A 14,941-nucleotide genomic window follows, 5' to 3' on the forward strand; every position below is an offset into this window, starting at 1 on the left:
GGGGCCGGCGCGGGCGCGGCTACAGGCGCCGGAGCGCCCGCTGCCAGCTCGTCCACCTGGACGTCGTAAGCTCTGCCATTGACCGTTATATTAAACCTTTTCATAGATCGTTTCCTCCTTCAAATTCTTTAGCGTATTGTGCCCGTGGGGGTTCTATTACATCGGGATATTCGCGTGTTTCTTCGGCAGGGGGGTAATCCGTTTGCCAGCCAGCATATCGATCGCGGAAAGAACAACTCCGCGAGTTTCGGCGGGATCGATCACATCGTCAATGTGGCCCTTGGCGGCAGCGGCGAGCGCGCCCGCGTCGTTTGCGGCATACTCGGCCTCAACCTGCGCACGGGATTTGTCGGCGGTGATCCGGTCGCCATACATAAACGCAACGGCGGTTTCCGGAGAGAGCGCGCTGATGGTGGCGCAGGGCCACGCAACGGTCAGGTCGGCCGAAGCGCCGCGCCCGGCCAGCGCGATATATGCGGAACCATAAGCCTTGCCAACCACGACCGCAATCTTCGGGGTGGTCGCTTCGGCATAGACATGCGCGAGCTTGGCAACCTCACGCACGCCGCCACGGAAGCCGTGATTCGGCAGCGGAGCGAACGCCGCGGCGTTGACAAAGGTCACGACCGGGATCTGGAAGGAGTCACAGATGGCGACAAACCGGGCGATCTTGGAAGCGCCGCCCGAGCAGATGGTGCCGCCGTTCGATGCTGCCACAACGCCCACGGTGGAACCGGCCAGGGTCGCAAGCCCGACCTTCGCGCCGCAGGTGGAATATTCTTTTTGCAGTTCAACCAGGCTGTCCGCGTCGACGACGTTCTTCGCAATCTCGAAGATGTCCGCGGCGCCGATGTCCGCGGCGGCGGCGGAAAGCGCTGCTTCAGCGCCGGAAACGGCGGAGAAATCGCAGACCGGCGGAGCGGAAAGGTTGTTCGACGGAAGCATCGAGATCAGGGTGCGCGCCGCCTTGATGGCGTCGGCTTCCTCCGTCTCGACAATATGGGCGACGCCCGTCTTGGCGGCCTCTTCAGCGCTGCTCGCGCTCGCCGCGTCCGCGGTGGTCAGGTAGAACTCGCCTTTTCCGCTCATCACGACAAAATCGGCGGAAGCGGCGATCATCGCGGCGCTTCCCGCGCAGACGCCGAGCACCAGGGAGATCTGGGGCACAACGCCGGAAAGGTTGTTCGACCAATGCAGCATATCTCCGTATGCGGCCATTGCGTCAAGGCCCTCATCGACGGCCGCGCCGTTGGAATCATAGATTCCGACAACCGGCGCGCCGGTCTTGTAGGCCAGATCATAAATCTTTCTGATCTTGGAGCCTGTCGCGGCGCCCACCGCACCGCTTTTCACCGTGGAATCCTGGGAGAACGCATACACAGGGCAGCCTTCGACGAGGCCATAACCCGTGATCACGCCTGTGCCGTCGCACCCGGTCTTCACCAAAGCGCCGACCTCGACAAAGGAGTCGGGGTCGAACAGGGCCGTCAGCCTTTCACGGGCGGCGGTAGCCTTCAGCGCATCCTTGCGTGCGTCGGCCAGTGACATTGCCTGGTCACTCATGTTGTTTTCCTCCTATTCTAAAACTAAAACTAACACAAAAATCCTTCATTTTGATCTTTCCCCTTGACGAAAATCTCAAAATGTAACCACGTTAAAGTATAGCACGTTTGTGCTGGAAATAACAAGGGAAAAAATAATATTTTCACATAATTTACGCTGTTATCCGGAACAAAAAAGATCGTCTCCGGTATCAGCGTCTCATTATGATAAAAAACAGGCCGGCCGCCGGCCCGCCTGTCTCATAATATCCGCTTTATCTGCCGCAGCAGGCCTTCTTCGCAAAGAACGCCGCAAGATCGAACGGTTCCCGCTCCGCATAACCGAGTTTGGTGAGCGCAAGCCGCACCTCGTCCGTCAGCTTGTCCCCAAGCTGACCGGTGCGCGCGCCGCACTTGCGCTGCGCGGAAAACGCCGCGCGCGCCATCCCATCGATGAGCCCGATATCCGTCCGGCGGCCGGTATCCACACCGCAGAGCGTCACATTTCCGCCCGCGCCGGTGAGGAACACGGCGGTTGCCAGCACGTTGTCATTCTGGAAGGCGCCATAGGCGAACGCGCCCGGCGCGTCAACCCCGAAGCTCTGGCAGATCCGCCCGGAAAGGCGCGGATCCGCGATCCGTCTGATCAGAAACATTTCTATATCCTCCCGCTCACTTCTTGCTGACGGCATTGCGCAGCGCGGTCAATTCGCTGGGCTTTAACTCCCGCCACTCTCCGGGGCTCAGCATCCCCAGTTTGAGCGGCCCGACCGATGTGCGCTTGAGCCGCGCCACCGTAAGCCCGACCGCTTCGCACATCCGGCGCACCTGCCGGTTGCGTCCCTCCTGGATGGTGATCTGCAAAACAGCGCGGCCTTCTCCCTTTTCAAGCACCAGAACGGTCGCCGGAAGGGTCATCTTGCCGTCGAGCTCGATCCCCGCGGACATTTTCGCGGCCTGCTCGTCGGTGATGTCCGGCCGGATGGTGACCCGATAGGTTTTTGTGATGTGGTTCGAGGGATGCATCACCATGTTGGCAAAGTCGCCGTCGTTCGTGAACAGCAGCAGGCCTTCGCTGTTGCGGTCGAGCCGTCCCACCGGATAGACCCGCGCAGGCGCGTCCTCCAAAAGGTCGGTCACGCATTTGCGCCCCATCTCGTCCGAGGTGGTGGTCACATACCCGCGGGGCTTATGCATCATGATGTAATAATTTTTCTTTTTCTTCTGGAGCCTGACGCGCACGCCGTCCACCGCGATCACATCCCGCATGGGGTTGACCGGGTTGCCGGGCACGGCCGGGTGTCCGTTGACCGTGATACGGCCCTGCTGGATCGCTTCCTCCGCCTTGCGGCGGGACATGATCCCATTGTCCGAGAGCACCTTCTGGATACGGATGCCTTTTGCCTGTGCCATAAATTCCCTGTCTTTCTACGTCTCGTGTATATTATCTTCTTTTTTACGTTATGTATTAAAACCCGATCAGCCTCTGGAAAAATCCGATCAGTGAATTCCCGTCGTCTTCCCGTGCCGGGACGCTTTTTGCCGCTGCCAGCGTAATCTCCGAAAGCTTCTGCCCGTCGCAGGAGAGCACCACTCTGCCGAGCACTTCCCCCTTTTCCACCGGCGCGAACAGAAGCGGACGCAGGACGGTTTGCGCTGTGAGGCTTTCGCCCTCGAACAGCGGGATCTTCTGCTGCGGTTCATAGACCGCCTTCACCGAAAGCGTTTCGCCGCCCGCGACCGGGACGTTTACCTCCGGGATGGCCGGTTCCACATCGGTTGGGGTAAGCCGCTCGAAATAGCGGTCATAGAGATTTGCGTGGGTGTTCCAGTCGTCCGGGCAGCCAAGCGTGACCGCGATCAGCTTGACGCCCCCGCGCATCGCACAGGACACCAGACAGCGTCCCGCCGTGTCGGTAAAGCCTGTTTTGACCCCGACCGCGCCCTCATAGCTTCTCAGCAGCCTGTTGTGATTTTGCAGCCAGCGGTTATAGGGCGGGTTGCCGTACTGGGCAACCGCCTTATACTGGGAGCAGATGTCCGCGAAGCGCGGATTCCCGAGCGCTTCGCGCGCGAGCAGCGCCATATCATAGGCGCTCGAATAATGCTCCGGGTCGTCAAGCCCGGACGGCGTGACGAAATGGGTGTCCTCCAGGCCGATTTCGGCGGCGCGTTCGTTCATCAGCTTTGCGAACGCCTCCTTGCTGCCCGCTATGCGCACCGCGGCGGCATTCGCGCCGTCGTTGCCGGACGGCAGCAGCATCCCGTAAGCGAGCGCGGAAAGCGAAACCTGATCGCCTTCCCGCAGGCCCATCGAGGAACCCTCCACCTTGATCGCAGCGGGGTCCACCGTAAAGTATTCGTCCAGGTTTTCCTGCTCAAGGGTGATGAGCGCGGTCATAATCTTAGTTGTGGAAGCCATCGGCAGTCGAAGGTTCGCGTTCTGCGCGAAAAGCACCCGGCCGGTCTGCGCGTCGATCACCACCGCGCCCTTTGCCTTGGTTTCATAATCCCTGGTATTCGGGATCGTCTGCGCCGCCGCGGGAACCTCTTCGGCCCGCGCGCCGCACACAAACATCCCGCCCGCAAGCATCAGCGCCAGCAGGGCCGCCGCAATTCTGCGCAACATAAAATCACCTGCACCTTGTCTCATAGAATCCGTACAGGTCATTTTATGCGGCAATCCCATCCAAAATTACAGGCCGGGGATATCGTCGAGCGGGTCCGGAGCGGGGGCTGGCTTCGCTTTGGCAGATTCTCCGTCCTTTTTATCCTTCTTGGTGAAGAGCACGCCGAGCTTGTCGACCATCTCCGGCACCATTGCGACCACCCGGTCGGCGGTGTTCTTGTTGTCGTTGATCTGCAGAAGCTCGACATGGCCGTCCTTGATGACCAGGAAAGCCAGCGGCTGCACCGAAACGCCGCCGCCCGCGCCGCCGCCGAACAGGTCGCCCTGCTTGGTGGTGGGCAGATCGGAGCCGCCCGATGCGAAGCCGAACGAAACCTTCGACACCGGGATGATCACCGTGCCGTCCGGCGTGGTGATCGCTTCGCCGATGACCGTGTCCGCGTCCACGAGGGAACGCAGGTTCTGCAGGGAGCTGTCCATCAGCCCATTGATCGGATGATTGCCGTTGCTCATACGAAAAACCTCCTATTTGACCGCCTGCTCTTCCTTTTCGGATTCGGCAGGCGCCTGATGTTCATTTGTCTTGACGGGCGCCGCGGGCCGCGGCGGCGCTTCGGCGGTCTGTTTTGCTTTTTTCCGTCGGATGGTTTTCACCAGGAAAGCCACCCCAACCCGGATTGCCGTGCCGAGCGCGGCAATCGGCGTGAGCCTGCCGCCCACCTCAAAATCGACGCTGCCCTCTTCGGCGGTGAAGTCGGGCCGGATCTCGATCTCCGGCCGCCCCAGCCGCAAAAACGACTGCGCCAGCGCGTAAGCGCCGTAAACGGCGGCATTGACCCTTCCGTAGGTGATCGCCGTGTCGGCCGCGTCGCCTTCGGCCACCACCATCGAGAGCCTGATCTTATAAAGCTTGAAGCTGCGCACCAGCATCCCGGTGTTCCCCTTGAGCGACGAAAGCAGGTCGAGGATCATGCCCAGCAGCTCCGCAAATTCCATCGGCGGGCGCTTGGCAGGCGCGGCTTCGGTCTTTTCCTTTTGGGATTTCTTTTGCTTTGCGGGCTTTCTTGCCGCGGGTTCCTCCGGCTTCGCAAGGTCAAACCTCAGAAAAAGCCAGCGCAGCACCGCAACCGGGACATGCCCGGTTTTGTATCGGACTTCGAGCCGTACCGGGATGCACAGCAGGAGCAGGACCGCCGCGAGGATTCCCAGCAGCGTATAACCGACAACCGCCATGCGTCACACCCCCTTTGCGGATTGCGTCTTTGGGGTCAGGCCCCGTCTTCCTCGATCTCCCCGAAAGCGACCTGTCCTTCGAGTACGTCGTCCGGCAGCAGTTCGGCTTCCTCATCCCCGGAACCGGGCAGCGCCGGGAGTTTTTCGAGCGATTCCAGCCCAAAACAACGCAAAAAATTTGAGGTGGTCTTGTAGGCGATCGGCCGGCCGGGCAGATCGAGCCGCCCCGCCTCCTCCACAAGCTCCTTTTCGAGCAGCGAATTGACCACGCCGGAGGAATCCACCCCGCGCACCTGCTCGATGAACGAACGGGTGACCGGCTGGTTATAAGCGATGACGGCCAGCACTTCCAGCGCGGCCTGGGAAAGCGGGATGTTTCGGCGCAGTTCCAGCGCCTCGCGGATCACCGGAGCAAATTCCGGCAGCGTTGCGAGCTGGAGCTTGTCCCCAAGCCGCAGCACGTTGAACGGGACCCCGGCATCCTCCAGAGCGTCGCGGATATGCGGGATATATCTGATCACCGTATCCCCGTCCGCGCCGATGGCCTGGGCGATCCGTTCGATCTCCACCGCCTCGCCGCCGGCGAACAGGATTGACAGGATCTGTTTCTGCGGCAGGTCAATCATAGGTCAGTTCCTCTTTCGGGATTTCTTTGTCATGGTGGGTGCGGTCGAAATGCACTTCGCCTTCCTCGTCCACCGAAATACGTTTTGCCTTCATCAGTTCAAGCACCGCCAGAAAGGTCGCAACCAGCTCGCTGCGGTCGGTACTTGTTTCAAACAGGCTCGCATAGGAGGCCTTTCCGCGGCGGTAGAGCTTTTTGAGCACAAAGATAATCCGGCTGCCGACCGATACCACCCGCCGGGAAACGATGCCGGAAAAGGCCTGCGCGGGCGGCGGAAGCCGCCGCTTGCCCTTTCCGATCGCGTCCTGGTAGGCGTTCCAAAGGTCGCTTGCGGGATGGGTAAGCTTATAGGTCGTGTCCGCCGGGAGCTTCATCGGTACGCGCACAAAGGTCAGGTGCTGCCGGTTCTGCTCGCCGAGCTTCGCCGCGACCTGCTTGCAGACCTGGTATTCAAGCAGCTGGCCCTGCAGCTCGGCTTTGAGCTGGACACTTTCCTCCTCGTGCCTGGGCAGCAGCGAGACGGTCTTGATATACACCAGCCGCGAGGCCATTTCGAGAAATTCGCTGGCCACCTCCAGATCCGCGTCCTGCAGGGAACGGATATATTCCAGATACTGCTCGAGCAGCGCGGAAATCGAGATGTCGTAGATATCCAGCTTGTGCTTCTGGATCAAAAAGAGCATCAGGTCGAGCGGCCCTTCAAATTCAGCAGTTTTAAACGATAATTTTTCCATTATGCTCCCCTGACATTTTGGGTGGATGGACCGGGTTTTATACGGCTCAGAGCATCATTGCAATCAGATCGACAAAGCCGGTCGCGAAATTGAGCAGCTTATAGATCAGCCCGGTGAGGATGTTGAGCGGGCCGCTGAGGATATTCGTGAACATCATGAGCGCCATGAGACCCAGGAAAATATACTGCTGGTACTGCATGATGGTGTATTCCCACTTGGCCGGAATGAAATAGGACACAATGTTGTAGCCGTCAAGCGGCGGGATCGGCAGCAGGTTAAAGACCGCAAGCGACACGTTGATCGAAACCATCAGCGAAAGGATCTGCGCGATGATTGAAACAGCGTTGCCCATCGGGATGAAATAGGCGAGAATCTTAAAGAGCAACAGGATGAAAAATGCAAGGATGATGTTCGCCACGGGGCCCGCCACCGCAGTAAGCGCCACACCGCCGCGCAGCGAAATCTTGCGGGTGAAGTTGCGGGGATTGATCGGCACCGGCTTTGCCCAGCCGAACCCGGTAAACAACAGCAGGATGGTGCCGAACGGGTCAAGATGCGCGAGCGGGTTAAAATCGAGACGGCCCTGATAATAGGCGGTGTCGTCGCCCAGCTTATGCGCAACCCAGCCATGGGCAAATTCATGCACCGGCATGGAAGTGAATAAAACGATCAATCTTGCAAAAATTACATACATGGCCATCTGTGTGCCCATTGAAAACAGTCCCATAAAATACTCCTTGTTCTTGATTTTATCTGAAAATTGCGCTACTATCTCATCGTACAATAGGATTATTATACCGGGTGCCCGCCAAAATTACAAGCGGATTTCGCCGGAATTTGATCTGACTCTTCCTTTTCCTGAAAAAAAAGCAAAAAAATGCTTGCATTTATTTTGGGAATCTGATAGAATGCTAATGTTGACCCCGAAAGAGAATTTTAATTTGTTCCAGATAGAGGAGGTGCAGACACATGGCAAAATGCGACATCTGCGGAAAAGGTGTTACTTTCGGAATTAAGGTTTCCCATTCCCATCGCCGGTCCAACCGGACTTGGAAACCCAATGTACAGCGCGTAAAGGCGATTGTCGACGGTACTCCCCGCCACATCCACGCCTGCACCCGTTGCTTGCGTTCCAATAAAGTGACGCGCGCAATCTGATTTCCCGATAAAATGAGCCGGTATCCGAATGGATACCGGCTTTTTTCGTTTATCTGCGATCGCTCAGCTCCAAAAGATAATCCGCGCGCACGTTATAGAATTGTACCAACTTTATGAGCACGTGGATGGTGACTTCCCGTTCCCCGGATTCGTATCGCCAGTATTTTGTCGCGGGAATGCCGATTTTTTTCGCAAGCGCGGCAATCCCGATCCCTTTTTCAATTCGAAGGTCTTTGATTCTTGGGTACATACAACCGCCTCCCAGTCCTATGATAGCAGTTTTCTTCCGTATGTTCCCATTCTAACCTGAATCAGGTTAAAGAGATCGGATTTGGCATGAATTCTGGCGTAAAATCTTATCATAGTAAGCCCATGAATCGCCGCCCTTCGGCGGCGATTGCGCTATCGCGCATTGCTGGACAGGGAGAAGGTCCACCGGCATCTTTTGGAACGCGAAGCGTTCTTTCGATCCGTTTGTCCGCTTTCGGCGCCAGCCGGTTTTCGCAATGGTTGCGGAAACCCGTCCCGCGTGCTTTTCATCACGCGGGACACAACGTTATGCCTAAGCAGATTGCGCGCCGTTTCTGCCGAAGGCAGCCTTCACGGCGTGCACGGGGTCGCGGGGTGTCCCCGCGTGTCCTTCTTTCGGCCATTTCTTGGACAAGCAAGAAATGGCCCCGGGGCGCCTGGAAGGCGCAAAAGCGACCGCACAACGCAATGTGCAATCAACGGCTCAGCAGCCAAATAACCTCCGATTCGTGGCGCTTTGGCCGGCCCATCAGGTCACGGATCGCATCCTCCGGGGTTTTCCCTTCATAAAGCACCGCGTAAACCTGCTGCATAATCGGCATTTCCACGCCAGTGCGGTCCGCAAGCTCATGCGCGCACTTGGTGGCGGTATAACCCTCCACTGTCATGCCGACCTCGTCAATCGCCTGCTGCGCGGTGCGCCCCTTACCGATCAGGATGCCCGCGCGGTGGTTGCGCGAGTGCATGCTCGTGCAGGTCACGATCAGGTCGCCAATACCGGAAAGCCCGGCAAAGGTTTCGGTCTTGGCGCCCATCGCCACGCCCAGCCGCGCAATTTCAGTGATGCCGCGGGTCATGAGCGCAGCCTTCGGGTTGTCGCCGAGCTCCAGACCATCCACGATGCCCGCCGCCAGCGCGATGACATTCTTGAGCGCGCCGCCCAATTCGACGCCGGTTACGTCGTCGTTGACATAGATACGCAGCGCCGGGTTCATCAGCGTATCCTGCGCGAATTCCGCGGCCGCACGGCTGCGGGATGCTGCCACAATCGTGGTCGGCACACCGCGGCCGACCTCCTCGGCATGCGAAGGTCCTGACAGCATAACGATCCCATTTTGCGGCAGTTCTTCGCCCATCACCGTGTCAAGCGTCTTGAGCGTCTCAAGCTCAAACCCCTTGGCCACGCAGGCGACCACCGTTTTGGGAACAATACGGTCCTTGATAGAGGCGCATACGCCGCGCACCGCAAAGGATGGCGTGGCAACAATAACCAGATCGTGATCGACCTTTTCCGGCAGCTGCCAAGTCATTTTGATCGTCTCCGGGATGTGCACGCCAGGCAGCAGTTTTTTATGCTCCCGCTCGGCCGAAAGGACTTCAATTTCCTTTTGAAAAGGGGAATAAAGCGTCACGTGGTGGCCGTTCTTCTCGCACATGACTGCCAGCGAGGTGCCGAAGCCGCCCGCGCCCAGGATCATGATCTCTGCCATTTTCTAAAACCTCCTATGCGGGATTTGTCTTTTCAGTTCTATTTTTTCTGTCCGAAACGGTATTCCGTACCGTTCAAAAGACGCTTGATGTTATCGCGGTGCATGATGAGCCCCAATGCGCTGATCAGCAGCGCGAAGAACAGGTTGAACCAGATATCCGGGCTGTGTTTCCAGAAATCATAGAGCCCGGTCAGGATGGGGAATGAAACATAGCCAATCACCGACGCGAGCGAGACAATTTTGCTGAACCAGGCAATTGGGACGGTCAGCAGGATGATGACGGTGACCACCGGCGGATTGAGGATCAGCATGACCCCAAGTCCGGTGAGCACCCCCTTCCCGCCTTTGAAGCCAAAATAAAGCGGAAACAGATGTCCCAGCACCGCGAACAGCGCCGCTATGTAACCGCCGTCAAAGGCGGAGATGCCCGCCAGCGAAAAGATCATCCGGCCAAGCAGCACGGCGACAATCCCCTTGCCAAAGTCGCCAATGGCGGTGAAGGCGGCAAATTTTTTGCCGTAATTGCGCAGGATGTTGGTCATCCCCGCGTTGCCGCTGCCATGCTGGCGCACATCGTCCTGCGCGCCCAGCCGCGACACAATCACCGCGAAGCTTACGCTCCCGATCAGATAGGCGATAACCGCCACCAGTATGGAAAACAGCCAGAATTTCCCTGTAAAATCACTCATAACCATCATCCTCAAAACAGTTGCCAGAGCCGCGTCAGTCTTTCCCGTCGCCGCGTTCCCGCACGATCACCCGGATCGGCGTGCCTTCGAGCCCAAATGTCTCGCGGATCTGGTTTTCCAGATACCGCTGATAGGAAAAGTGGAACAGCTCCTTATTATTGCAGAAAAATACAAACGTCGGGGGCTTGGTGGTCGCCTGGGTACAGTAGAAGATCCGCAGGCGCTTGCCCTTGTCGGTCGGCGGCTGCACGCGCGCCGTCGCATACGAGAGCATGTCGTTGAGCCGCCCGGTCGTAATGCGCATCGCGTTCTGATTGGACACGAACTGGATCAGCTCAAACAGTTTATCGACCCGCTGTCCGGTCTTGGCCGAGATGAACAAAAACGGGACGTAAGACATAAACGAGAAGTCGTTCTCCAGCTTTTTGCGAAATTCCTGCATGGTCTTGCCGTCCTTTTCGACCGCGTCCCATTTGTTGACCGCGACGATGCTCGCTTTGCCCTGCTCATGCGCGTAGCCCGCCACCTTGCTGTCCTGCTCGGTGAACCCGACCGTCGCGTCGATCATGATGACGCAGACGTCGCTGCGGTCGACCGCCATATACGCGCGCAGGACGCTGTAGCGTTCGATCTCCTCGTCGACGCGGGATTTACGGCGGATGCCTGCCGTATCGATAAAGACGTATTTGCCCGTTTCATTTTCGATGACGGTATCGGTCGCGTCACGGGTGGTTCCCGCAACGTCCGAGACGATCACCCGTTCCTCACCCGCGATCCGGTTGATGAGCGAAGACTTGCCGACGTTCGGCTTTCCGATCACAGCAACCTTGATATACTCTTCATCATAGTCTTCCGTGTGACCAAAGTCAATATGCTCGTAACAGGCGTCGAGCAGATCGCCGGTTCCATGTCCGTGTGTGGAGGACACCGCGATCGGGTCGCCGAGGCCCAGGTTATAGAATTCGTAGAACTCGGGCTGCGGGTCGCCGAGCCGGTCGCATTTATTGACGCAGAGCACCACCGGCTTGCCGCTCTTCTGAAGCATAACGGCGACCTCCTGATCTGTAGCGGTCACGCCGGTCTGGATGTCGGTGACAAAGATAATCACATCGGCGCTGTCGATGGCAAGCTGTGCCTGCCGGCGCATCTGTGAGAGGATCACATCCTCTGAATACGGCTCAATGCCGCCGGTATCCACCAGCATCACCTTTTTGCTGCGCCATTCGCATTCATAATAAATCCGGTCGCGGGTCACGCCCGGCGTGTCCTGCACAATCGAGATCCGCGCGCCCACAAGCTTATTAAACAGGGTTGATTTCCCCACGTTGGGGCGGCCCACAATCGCAATCAGCGGCTTTGCCATACCGCTCACTTCCTTTCTATCTTCCCGTCATGGCATCATATAGCTGATACCCGTCGTTGTCTATCGGCTCAACTGGGACGCCCAGCTTTTCCGCGAGCTCCCCAACCGGCATATCGTCCAAAAATCTGTCCCGTTCGTGCCGCAGCATTACCGAAGGCAGCAGCACCTTTTCCCCAAGCGGCTTTCCCGCGAGCTGTGAAACGATATCGCCGCCGGTCACCAGCCCGGCCACATTGATAGTCTCCCCGAAAAAACGGTTGGTAATCGGGTAGACCCGGATATGCACCTTCGAAAATCGTTCGGACACCTTTCCGGCCAGCTCCCGCAGGAGCGGCGCGGCGGCCGTCCCGGTGACGACAGCGCCGTCGAATGCGGCGTCGGCGCATCCGTCGGATGCAAAAGCAGCTTCGAACTCGTCTTTTAAAAGCGCGATGAGCCCCACGCCGTTTTCGAGCTGGGCGAATTCGCCGTAATAGGCCGCGTCCGGAATGGGCTGGCCCGCTTTGAGGAAAAATTCGTCCGACGGGTACGCGACCCGTTCGCCGTGCAGCGCCTGCATCCGACCCGCAAAGCGGTGGATACGTTCGATCGTGTCGGCTGCGCCCGCCGCGTCGAACGGCCGCAGCGCGGGCAGGCCCTCCCGGTGGCGGGTCAGCCCGACCGGCACGCAGGCGATACTCTGCAAATTTGGGTAAAGCACGCCGAGGTCGTTTAAGCTCTTTTCGAGCGCCTCGCCGTCGTTGTAGCCCGGGCAGAGCACCAGCTGGGTATTCACCTTGATACCCGCATCGGTCAGCCGTTTCAGGTACCGTAAACTTCCGGCCGCGTTGGGGTTTTTCATCATCCGCACCCGCAGCGCGGGGTCGGTGGTGTGCACCGAGACGTTCACTGGGGAGATGTGCATCTTTATAATACGGTCGATATCCGCGTCCGTCAAGTTGGTCAGGGTGATATAGTTGCCGAAGAGGAAGCTCATCCGGCTGTCGTCGTCCTTGAAATAGAGGGTTTCGCGCATACCTTTGGGCATCTGGTCGACAAAGCAGAAGATGCATTTATTTTTGCAGGAATGCTGCTTGTCCATCAGGTAGGTCTCAAATTCCAGCCCGATGTCGTCGTATTCGCCTTTTTTGATCTGCGCCGAATAAGCCGCGCCCCCACGCAGGAGGTGCAGCTCGATCACAGGATTGGTCATATAAAAACGATAGTCGAGCACGTCGTTGACCGGATTCTGGTCGATGGTGAGCAGCGTATCGCCCGGACGGATGCCCGCGCGTTCGGCATAGGAACGGCGCTCGACGCTCTGGATGAGAACCGGCATGGATTTCCCCTTTCAGCTTGGGTGAAGGTTACACTGGCAGAAAAATCACAAATCACGAAAAAACGGAGGTGGCATACCATCCACCTCCGTCTAAACCACAGGAATTAAGCTTCGACCTTGATTACTTCTTTGTCCTTGTAGTAACCGCAGTTGCCGCAAACCTTGTGAGGAGCTTTCAGCTCTCCGCAGTGTGTGCATTTGGAAAATGCAGGGGCGTCCAGCTTCCAAACGTTGGAACGTCTTTTATTTTTGCGCGCTTTGGATGTTTTTCTCTTCGGTACTGCCATTTGGTGGCACCCCCTTCAAAATATTATGATGATGGCGGCTTGTGCCTGATAAAAGCACAGGCACGCTTTTTGTTACGATTCCTGCAGAAGTTCCCTCAGCTTGTCTAACCGCGGGTCGCGCTCCGTGCGGTCACAGCCGCAGGCGCCTTCGTTGAGGTTCTTTCCGCATATGGGGCATAACCCTTTACAGTTTTCATCGCACACGATCGAGGTGGGGAGCTCGAGGAGAATATCGGCCGTAACAAGCTCCGCCAAATCGAGCTTCCCGTCCGGTATTACTATAAACTCATCGTTGTCCTCACGGTTCAGGGATAAAACCACGATGTGCGAGAATTCCATCTGCTCTTTCCTGGTGAGCGGCGTAAGACACCGGTCGCACACCACATCGAGGATGAAATCCGCCTGGTAGCTGACTGTCACGATTCCCGAACGGTTCTGCGCTTTGCCCGTCACATGGACAGGCCCCGCGAACAGCTTTTCACCCCAGCGCTTTACTTCGCCAAGGTCGAGCGCAGCCTCGATTGCCTTTGTCCCGCCCAGTTCGTCAAACAGCTTGGAGAGATCGACAATCATGCTTTGCCTCCATTCGGTTTTTCGCTTTTCGGGTCCGCATCTGCAAATCCGGGCGCAATTGTCCCTTGCAAATGTCACGAAGTTTATTATATCTGTTTTGCTGCGTCTTGTCAATACAAAACCTGCCAAAAACCGCAGTTCCTCCAGATTTGTGAAAATTGTAAAAAACCGTGCCGGAATGGCCCGGCACGGTTTTACCTTTTCCAGTTTTGCCCGCGATTATGCGGCCGGGACCACCTGCTCCTGGTAACTTGCGAGGTCGTCCGGGAAGGTGATTGCAAAATCTTTGCCCACAGGCTCATAGGACGCCTTCATCCGCATCGCGCATTTGACCGTTTCGTCCGCAATCTTCATATACAGGTTCATCGACATCCGCTCGCTCAGGATGTTGGCTTTCCCGTCGACGGTCATCTGGCCGTTCATTGTGCCGGGCAGGATTTCAGCCGTGTCCGCCGCTGCCGCGTCAGACACGCCGCCCATCGTGTTCACCATACCCATTGCCTGGCCGATGAATTCCTTCATCTTCGAGTTGCCAATCTTATAGGTGATCCGGTAGTTCTCTCCAACCTCGTCCATATGCACCTGATCAAAGAGCTCGGCTGTGGGCGACTGGAGCATCATCTGCTTGGAAAGCTCCATCATCTGCTCCATATCCATCGGCGCCTTGATCTTCTGGCCCATCATATCCATGTAATACCAGCCGTCCGTATAGTAATAGGCAAACGGCATGGTCTCGCCCATCGCCGTCATACTTCCGGCGGCGGACATCAGATATTTTCCGCCTTCACGGCTCCATTTCATGTCCATGTCCATCTTCATCGGGATGGTGAGCTCGCCCAGCTCCATCTGCATATCCATGACAGCCTTCGCTTCCTGCTTGGTCGCCGCCACGCTCTTTTCATAGGCCTGCTGATAAACCTTTGCCGGGTCGGTGTCCGCGGTGAATCCGCAGAAGGACAGGATGGTCATTGCGCTGATCAGAAGCGCCAGTAGTTTTTTCACGGAACTCCTCCTTTTCGATTTGGGACGGCGGTTGACCCGCCATCTGTAAT

General features: G+C 57.6%; 18 protein-coding genes and 1 pseudogene. 1 reads left to right on the plus strand and 18 read right to left on the minus strand.

What is annotated here, in order from left to right; translation table 11 throughout:
* From DWV16_RS19520 to DWV16_RS04990, 10 genes and pseudogenes are all read right to left on the minus strand, one after another.
* A pseudogene (locus DWV16_RS19520) lies at window positions 1–104 on the minus strand (acetyl-CoA carboxylase biotin carboxyl carrier protein subunit); the annotation flags it as partial.
* Between the two features lie 52 nt (window positions 105–156).
* A complete protein-coding gene (locus tag DWV16_RS04950) occupies window positions 157–1,563 on the minus strand; it encodes a carboxyl transferase domain-containing protein (RefSeq protein ID WP_118477989.1) in 1,407 nt (468 codons plus the stop codon).
* Between the two features lie 253 nt (window positions 1,564–1,816).
* Complete coding sequence (locus tag DWV16_RS04955; RefSeq protein WP_118477991.1) at window positions 1,817–2,197, minus strand: hypothetical protein; 381 nt, start codon at window positions 2,195–2,197, stop codon at window positions 1,817–1,819.
* Between the two features lie 16 nt (window positions 2,198–2,213).
* Window positions 2,214–2,954 carry a pseudouridine synthase gene (locus tag DWV16_RS04960; protein WP_066452978.1) on the minus strand — a complete coding sequence of 247 codons (741 nt, stop codon included), beginning with the start codon at window positions 2,952–2,954 and terminating at the stop codon, window positions 2,214–2,216.
* Window positions 2,955–3,009: 55 nt separating this feature from the next.
* Entirely contained in the window at window positions 3,010–4,170 is a 1,161-nt protein-coding gene (locus tag DWV16_RS04965) for a D-alanyl-D-alanine carboxypeptidase family protein (RefSeq protein ID WP_118477993.1), read from the minus strand.
* Window positions 4,171–4,236: 66 nt separating this feature from the next.
* Complete coding sequence (gene ytfJ, locus DWV16_RS04970) at window positions 4,237–4,683, minus strand: GerW family sporulation protein (protein ID WP_066452976.1); 447 nt, start codon at window positions 4,681–4,683, stop codon at window positions 4,237–4,239.
* Between the two features lie 12 nt (window positions 4,684–4,695).
* The gene (locus tag DWV16_RS04975; RefSeq protein WP_118477995.1) at window positions 4,696–5,403 is read right to left on the minus strand and encodes a DUF2953 domain-containing protein; all 708 of its coding nucleotides are present in this window, start codon (window positions 5,401–5,403) and stop codon (window positions 4,696–4,698) included.
* Between the two features lie 35 nt (window positions 5,404–5,438).
* Entirely contained in the window at window positions 5,439–6,029 is a 591-nt protein-coding gene (gene scpB, locus DWV16_RS04980) for an SMC-Scp complex subunit ScpB (protein ID WP_066452971.1), read from the minus strand.
* Window positions 6,022–6,762: a ScpA family protein gene (locus tag DWV16_RS04985; RefSeq protein ID WP_066452969.1), complete on the minus strand. Its 741-nt coding sequence runs from the start codon at window positions 6,760–6,762 to the stop codon at window positions 6,022–6,024. Before DWV16_RS04985 ends, scpB begins: the two co-directional genes overlap by 8 nt.
* A 46-nt stretch (window positions 6,763–6,808) precedes the next feature.
* Entirely contained in the window at window positions 6,809–7,489 is a 681-nt protein-coding gene (locus tag DWV16_RS04990) for a site-2 protease family protein (RefSeq protein ID WP_118477997.1), read from the minus strand.
* A gap of 242 nt (window positions 7,490–7,731) precedes the next feature.
* On the opposite strand from DWV16_RS04990, the gene rpmB reads away from it, so the two are divergent.
* A complete protein-coding gene (gene rpmB, locus DWV16_RS04995) occupies window positions 7,732–7,920 on the plus strand; it encodes a 50S ribosomal protein L28 (protein ID WP_066452968.1) in 189 nt (62 codons plus the stop codon).
* 49 nt (window positions 7,921–7,969) lie between these two features.
* Here the strand turns inward: rpmB and DWV16_RS05000 are convergent, their stop codons facing one another.
* The 8 genes from DWV16_RS05000 to DWV16_RS05040 all read right to left on the minus strand — a co-directional run bounded on the left by DWV16_RS05000 (window position 7,970) and on the right by DWV16_RS05040 (window position 14,891).
* Window positions 7,970–8,170 (minus strand): helix-turn-helix domain-containing protein, encoded by a 201-nt coding sequence (locus DWV16_RS05000; RefSeq protein ID WP_066452967.1) that lies wholly within the window; start codon window positions 8,168–8,170, stop codon window positions 7,970–7,972.
* 475 nt (window positions 8,171–8,645) lie between these two features.
* Entirely contained in the window at window positions 8,646–9,659 is a 1,014-nt protein-coding gene (locus tag DWV16_RS05005; protein WP_066452966.1) for an NAD(P)H-dependent glycerol-3-phosphate dehydrogenase, read from the minus strand.
* A 38-nt stretch (window positions 9,660–9,697) separates the two neighbouring features.
* The gene (plsY, locus tag DWV16_RS05010) at window positions 9,698–10,348 is read right to left on the minus strand and encodes a glycerol-3-phosphate 1-O-acyltransferase PlsY (RefSeq protein WP_158572780.1); all 651 of its coding nucleotides are present in this window, start codon (window positions 10,346–10,348) and stop codon (window positions 9,698–9,700) included.
* A gap of 34 nt (window positions 10,349–10,382) precedes the next feature.
* Entirely contained in the window at window positions 10,383–11,711 is a 1,329-nt protein-coding gene (gene der, locus DWV16_RS05015) for a ribosome biogenesis GTPase Der (RefSeq protein ID WP_066452959.1), read from the minus strand.
* A 16-nt stretch (window positions 11,712–11,727) separates the two neighbouring features.
* Window positions 11,728–13,029, minus strand: a complete 1,302-nt coding sequence (locus DWV16_RS05020) for a DUF512 domain-containing protein (RefSeq protein WP_118478001.1) — start codon at window positions 13,027–13,029, stop codon at window positions 11,728–11,730.
* A gap of 104 nt (window positions 13,030–13,133) precedes the next feature.
* Complete coding sequence (gene rpmF / locus DWV16_RS05025) at window positions 13,134–13,316, minus strand: 50S ribosomal protein L32 (RefSeq protein WP_066452956.1); 183 nt, start codon at window positions 13,314–13,316, stop codon at window positions 13,134–13,136.
* 72 nt (window positions 13,317–13,388) lie between these two features.
* Window positions 13,389–13,889 carry a DUF177 domain-containing protein gene (locus DWV16_RS05030; RefSeq protein WP_066452952.1) on the minus strand — a complete coding sequence of 167 codons (501 nt, stop codon included), beginning with the start codon at window positions 13,887–13,889 and terminating at the stop codon, window positions 13,389–13,391.
* 219 nt (window positions 13,890–14,108) lie between these two features.
* Window positions 14,109–14,891 (minus strand): DUF6612 family protein, encoded by a 783-nt coding sequence (locus tag DWV16_RS05040; RefSeq protein WP_066452948.1) that lies wholly within the window; start codon window positions 14,889–14,891, stop codon window positions 14,109–14,111.
* Window positions 14,892–14,941 lie beyond the last annotated feature (50 nt).

The organism is Anaerotruncus sp. AF02-27, from assembly GCF_003465835.1.
In the GTDB taxonomy this organism is placed as follows: domain Bacteria; phylum Bacillota; class Clostridia; order Oscillospirales; family Ruminococcaceae; genus Anaerotruncus; species Anaerotruncus rubiinfantis.

What these genes read in the sequence shown, in the direction of transcription:
- ytfJ (WP_066452976.1), bottom strand. Translation starts at nt 4,683, where the DNA reads ATGAGCAACGGCAATCATCCGATCAATGGGCTGATGGACAGCTCCCTG.
- der (WP_066452959.1), bottom strand. Translation starts at nt 11,711, where the DNA reads ATGGCAAAGCCGCTGATTGCGATTGTGGGCCGCCCCAACGTGGGGAAA.
- DWV16_RS05030 (WP_066452952.1), bottom strand. Translation starts at nt 13,889, where the DNA reads ATGATTGTCGATCTCTCCAAGCTGTTTGACGAACTGGGCGGGACAAAG.
- DWV16_RS05005 (WP_066452966.1), bottom strand. Translation starts at nt 9,659, where the DNA reads ATGGCAGAGATCATGATCCTGGGCGCGGGCGGCTTCGGCACCTCGCTG.
- DWV16_RS04960 (WP_066452978.1), bottom strand. Translation starts at nt 2,954, where the DNA reads ATGGCACAGGCAAAAGGCATCCGTATCCAGAAGGTGCTCTCGGACAAT.
- rpmB (WP_066452968.1), top strand. Translation starts at nt 7,732, where the DNA reads ATGGCAAAATGCGACATCTGCGGAAAAGGTGTTACTTTCGGAATTAAG.
- scpB (WP_066452971.1), bottom strand. Translation starts at nt 6,029, where the DNA reads ATGATTGACCTGCCGCAGAAACAGATCCTGTCAATCCTGTTCGCCGGC.
- DWV16_RS05020 (WP_118478001.1), bottom strand. Translation starts at nt 13,029, where the DNA reads ATGCCGGTTCTCATCCAGAGCGTCGAGCGCCGTTCCTATGCCGAACGC.
- DWV16_RS04950 (WP_118477989.1), bottom strand. Translation starts at nt 1,563, where the DNA reads ATGAGTGACCAGGCAATGTCACTGGCCGACGCACGCAAGGATGCGCTG.
- DWV16_RS05000 (WP_066452967.1), bottom strand. Translation starts at nt 8,170, where the DNA reads ATGTACCCAAGAATCAAAGACCTTCGAATTGAAAAAGGGATCGGGATT.
- DWV16_RS04985 (WP_066452969.1), bottom strand. Translation starts at nt 6,762, where the DNA reads ATGGAAAAATTATCGTTTAAAACTGCTGAATTTGAAGGGCCGCTCGAC.
- rpmF (WP_066452956.1), bottom strand. Translation starts at nt 13,316, where the DNA reads ATGGCAGTACCGAAGAGAAAAACATCCAAAGCGCGCAAAAATAAAAGA.
- DWV16_RS04955 (WP_118477991.1), bottom strand. Translation starts at nt 2,197, where the DNA reads ATGTTTCTGATCAGACGGATCGCGGATCCGCGCCTTTCCGGGCGGATC.
- DWV16_RS04990 (WP_118477997.1), bottom strand. Translation starts at nt 7,489, where the DNA reads ATGGGACTGTTTTCAATGGGCACACAGATGGCCATGTATGTAATTTTT.
- DWV16_RS04965 (WP_118477993.1), bottom strand. Translation starts at nt 4,170, where the DNA reads ATGTTGCGCAGAATTGCGGCGGCCCTGCTGGCGCTGATGCTTGCGGGC.
- DWV16_RS04975 (WP_118477995.1), bottom strand. Translation starts at nt 5,403, where the DNA reads ATGGCGGTTGTCGGTTATACGCTGCTGGGAATCCTCGCGGCGGTCCTG.
- plsY (WP_158572780.1), bottom strand. Translation starts at nt 10,348, where the DNA reads ATGAGTGATTTTACAGGGAAATTCTGGCTGTTTTCCATACTGGTGGCG.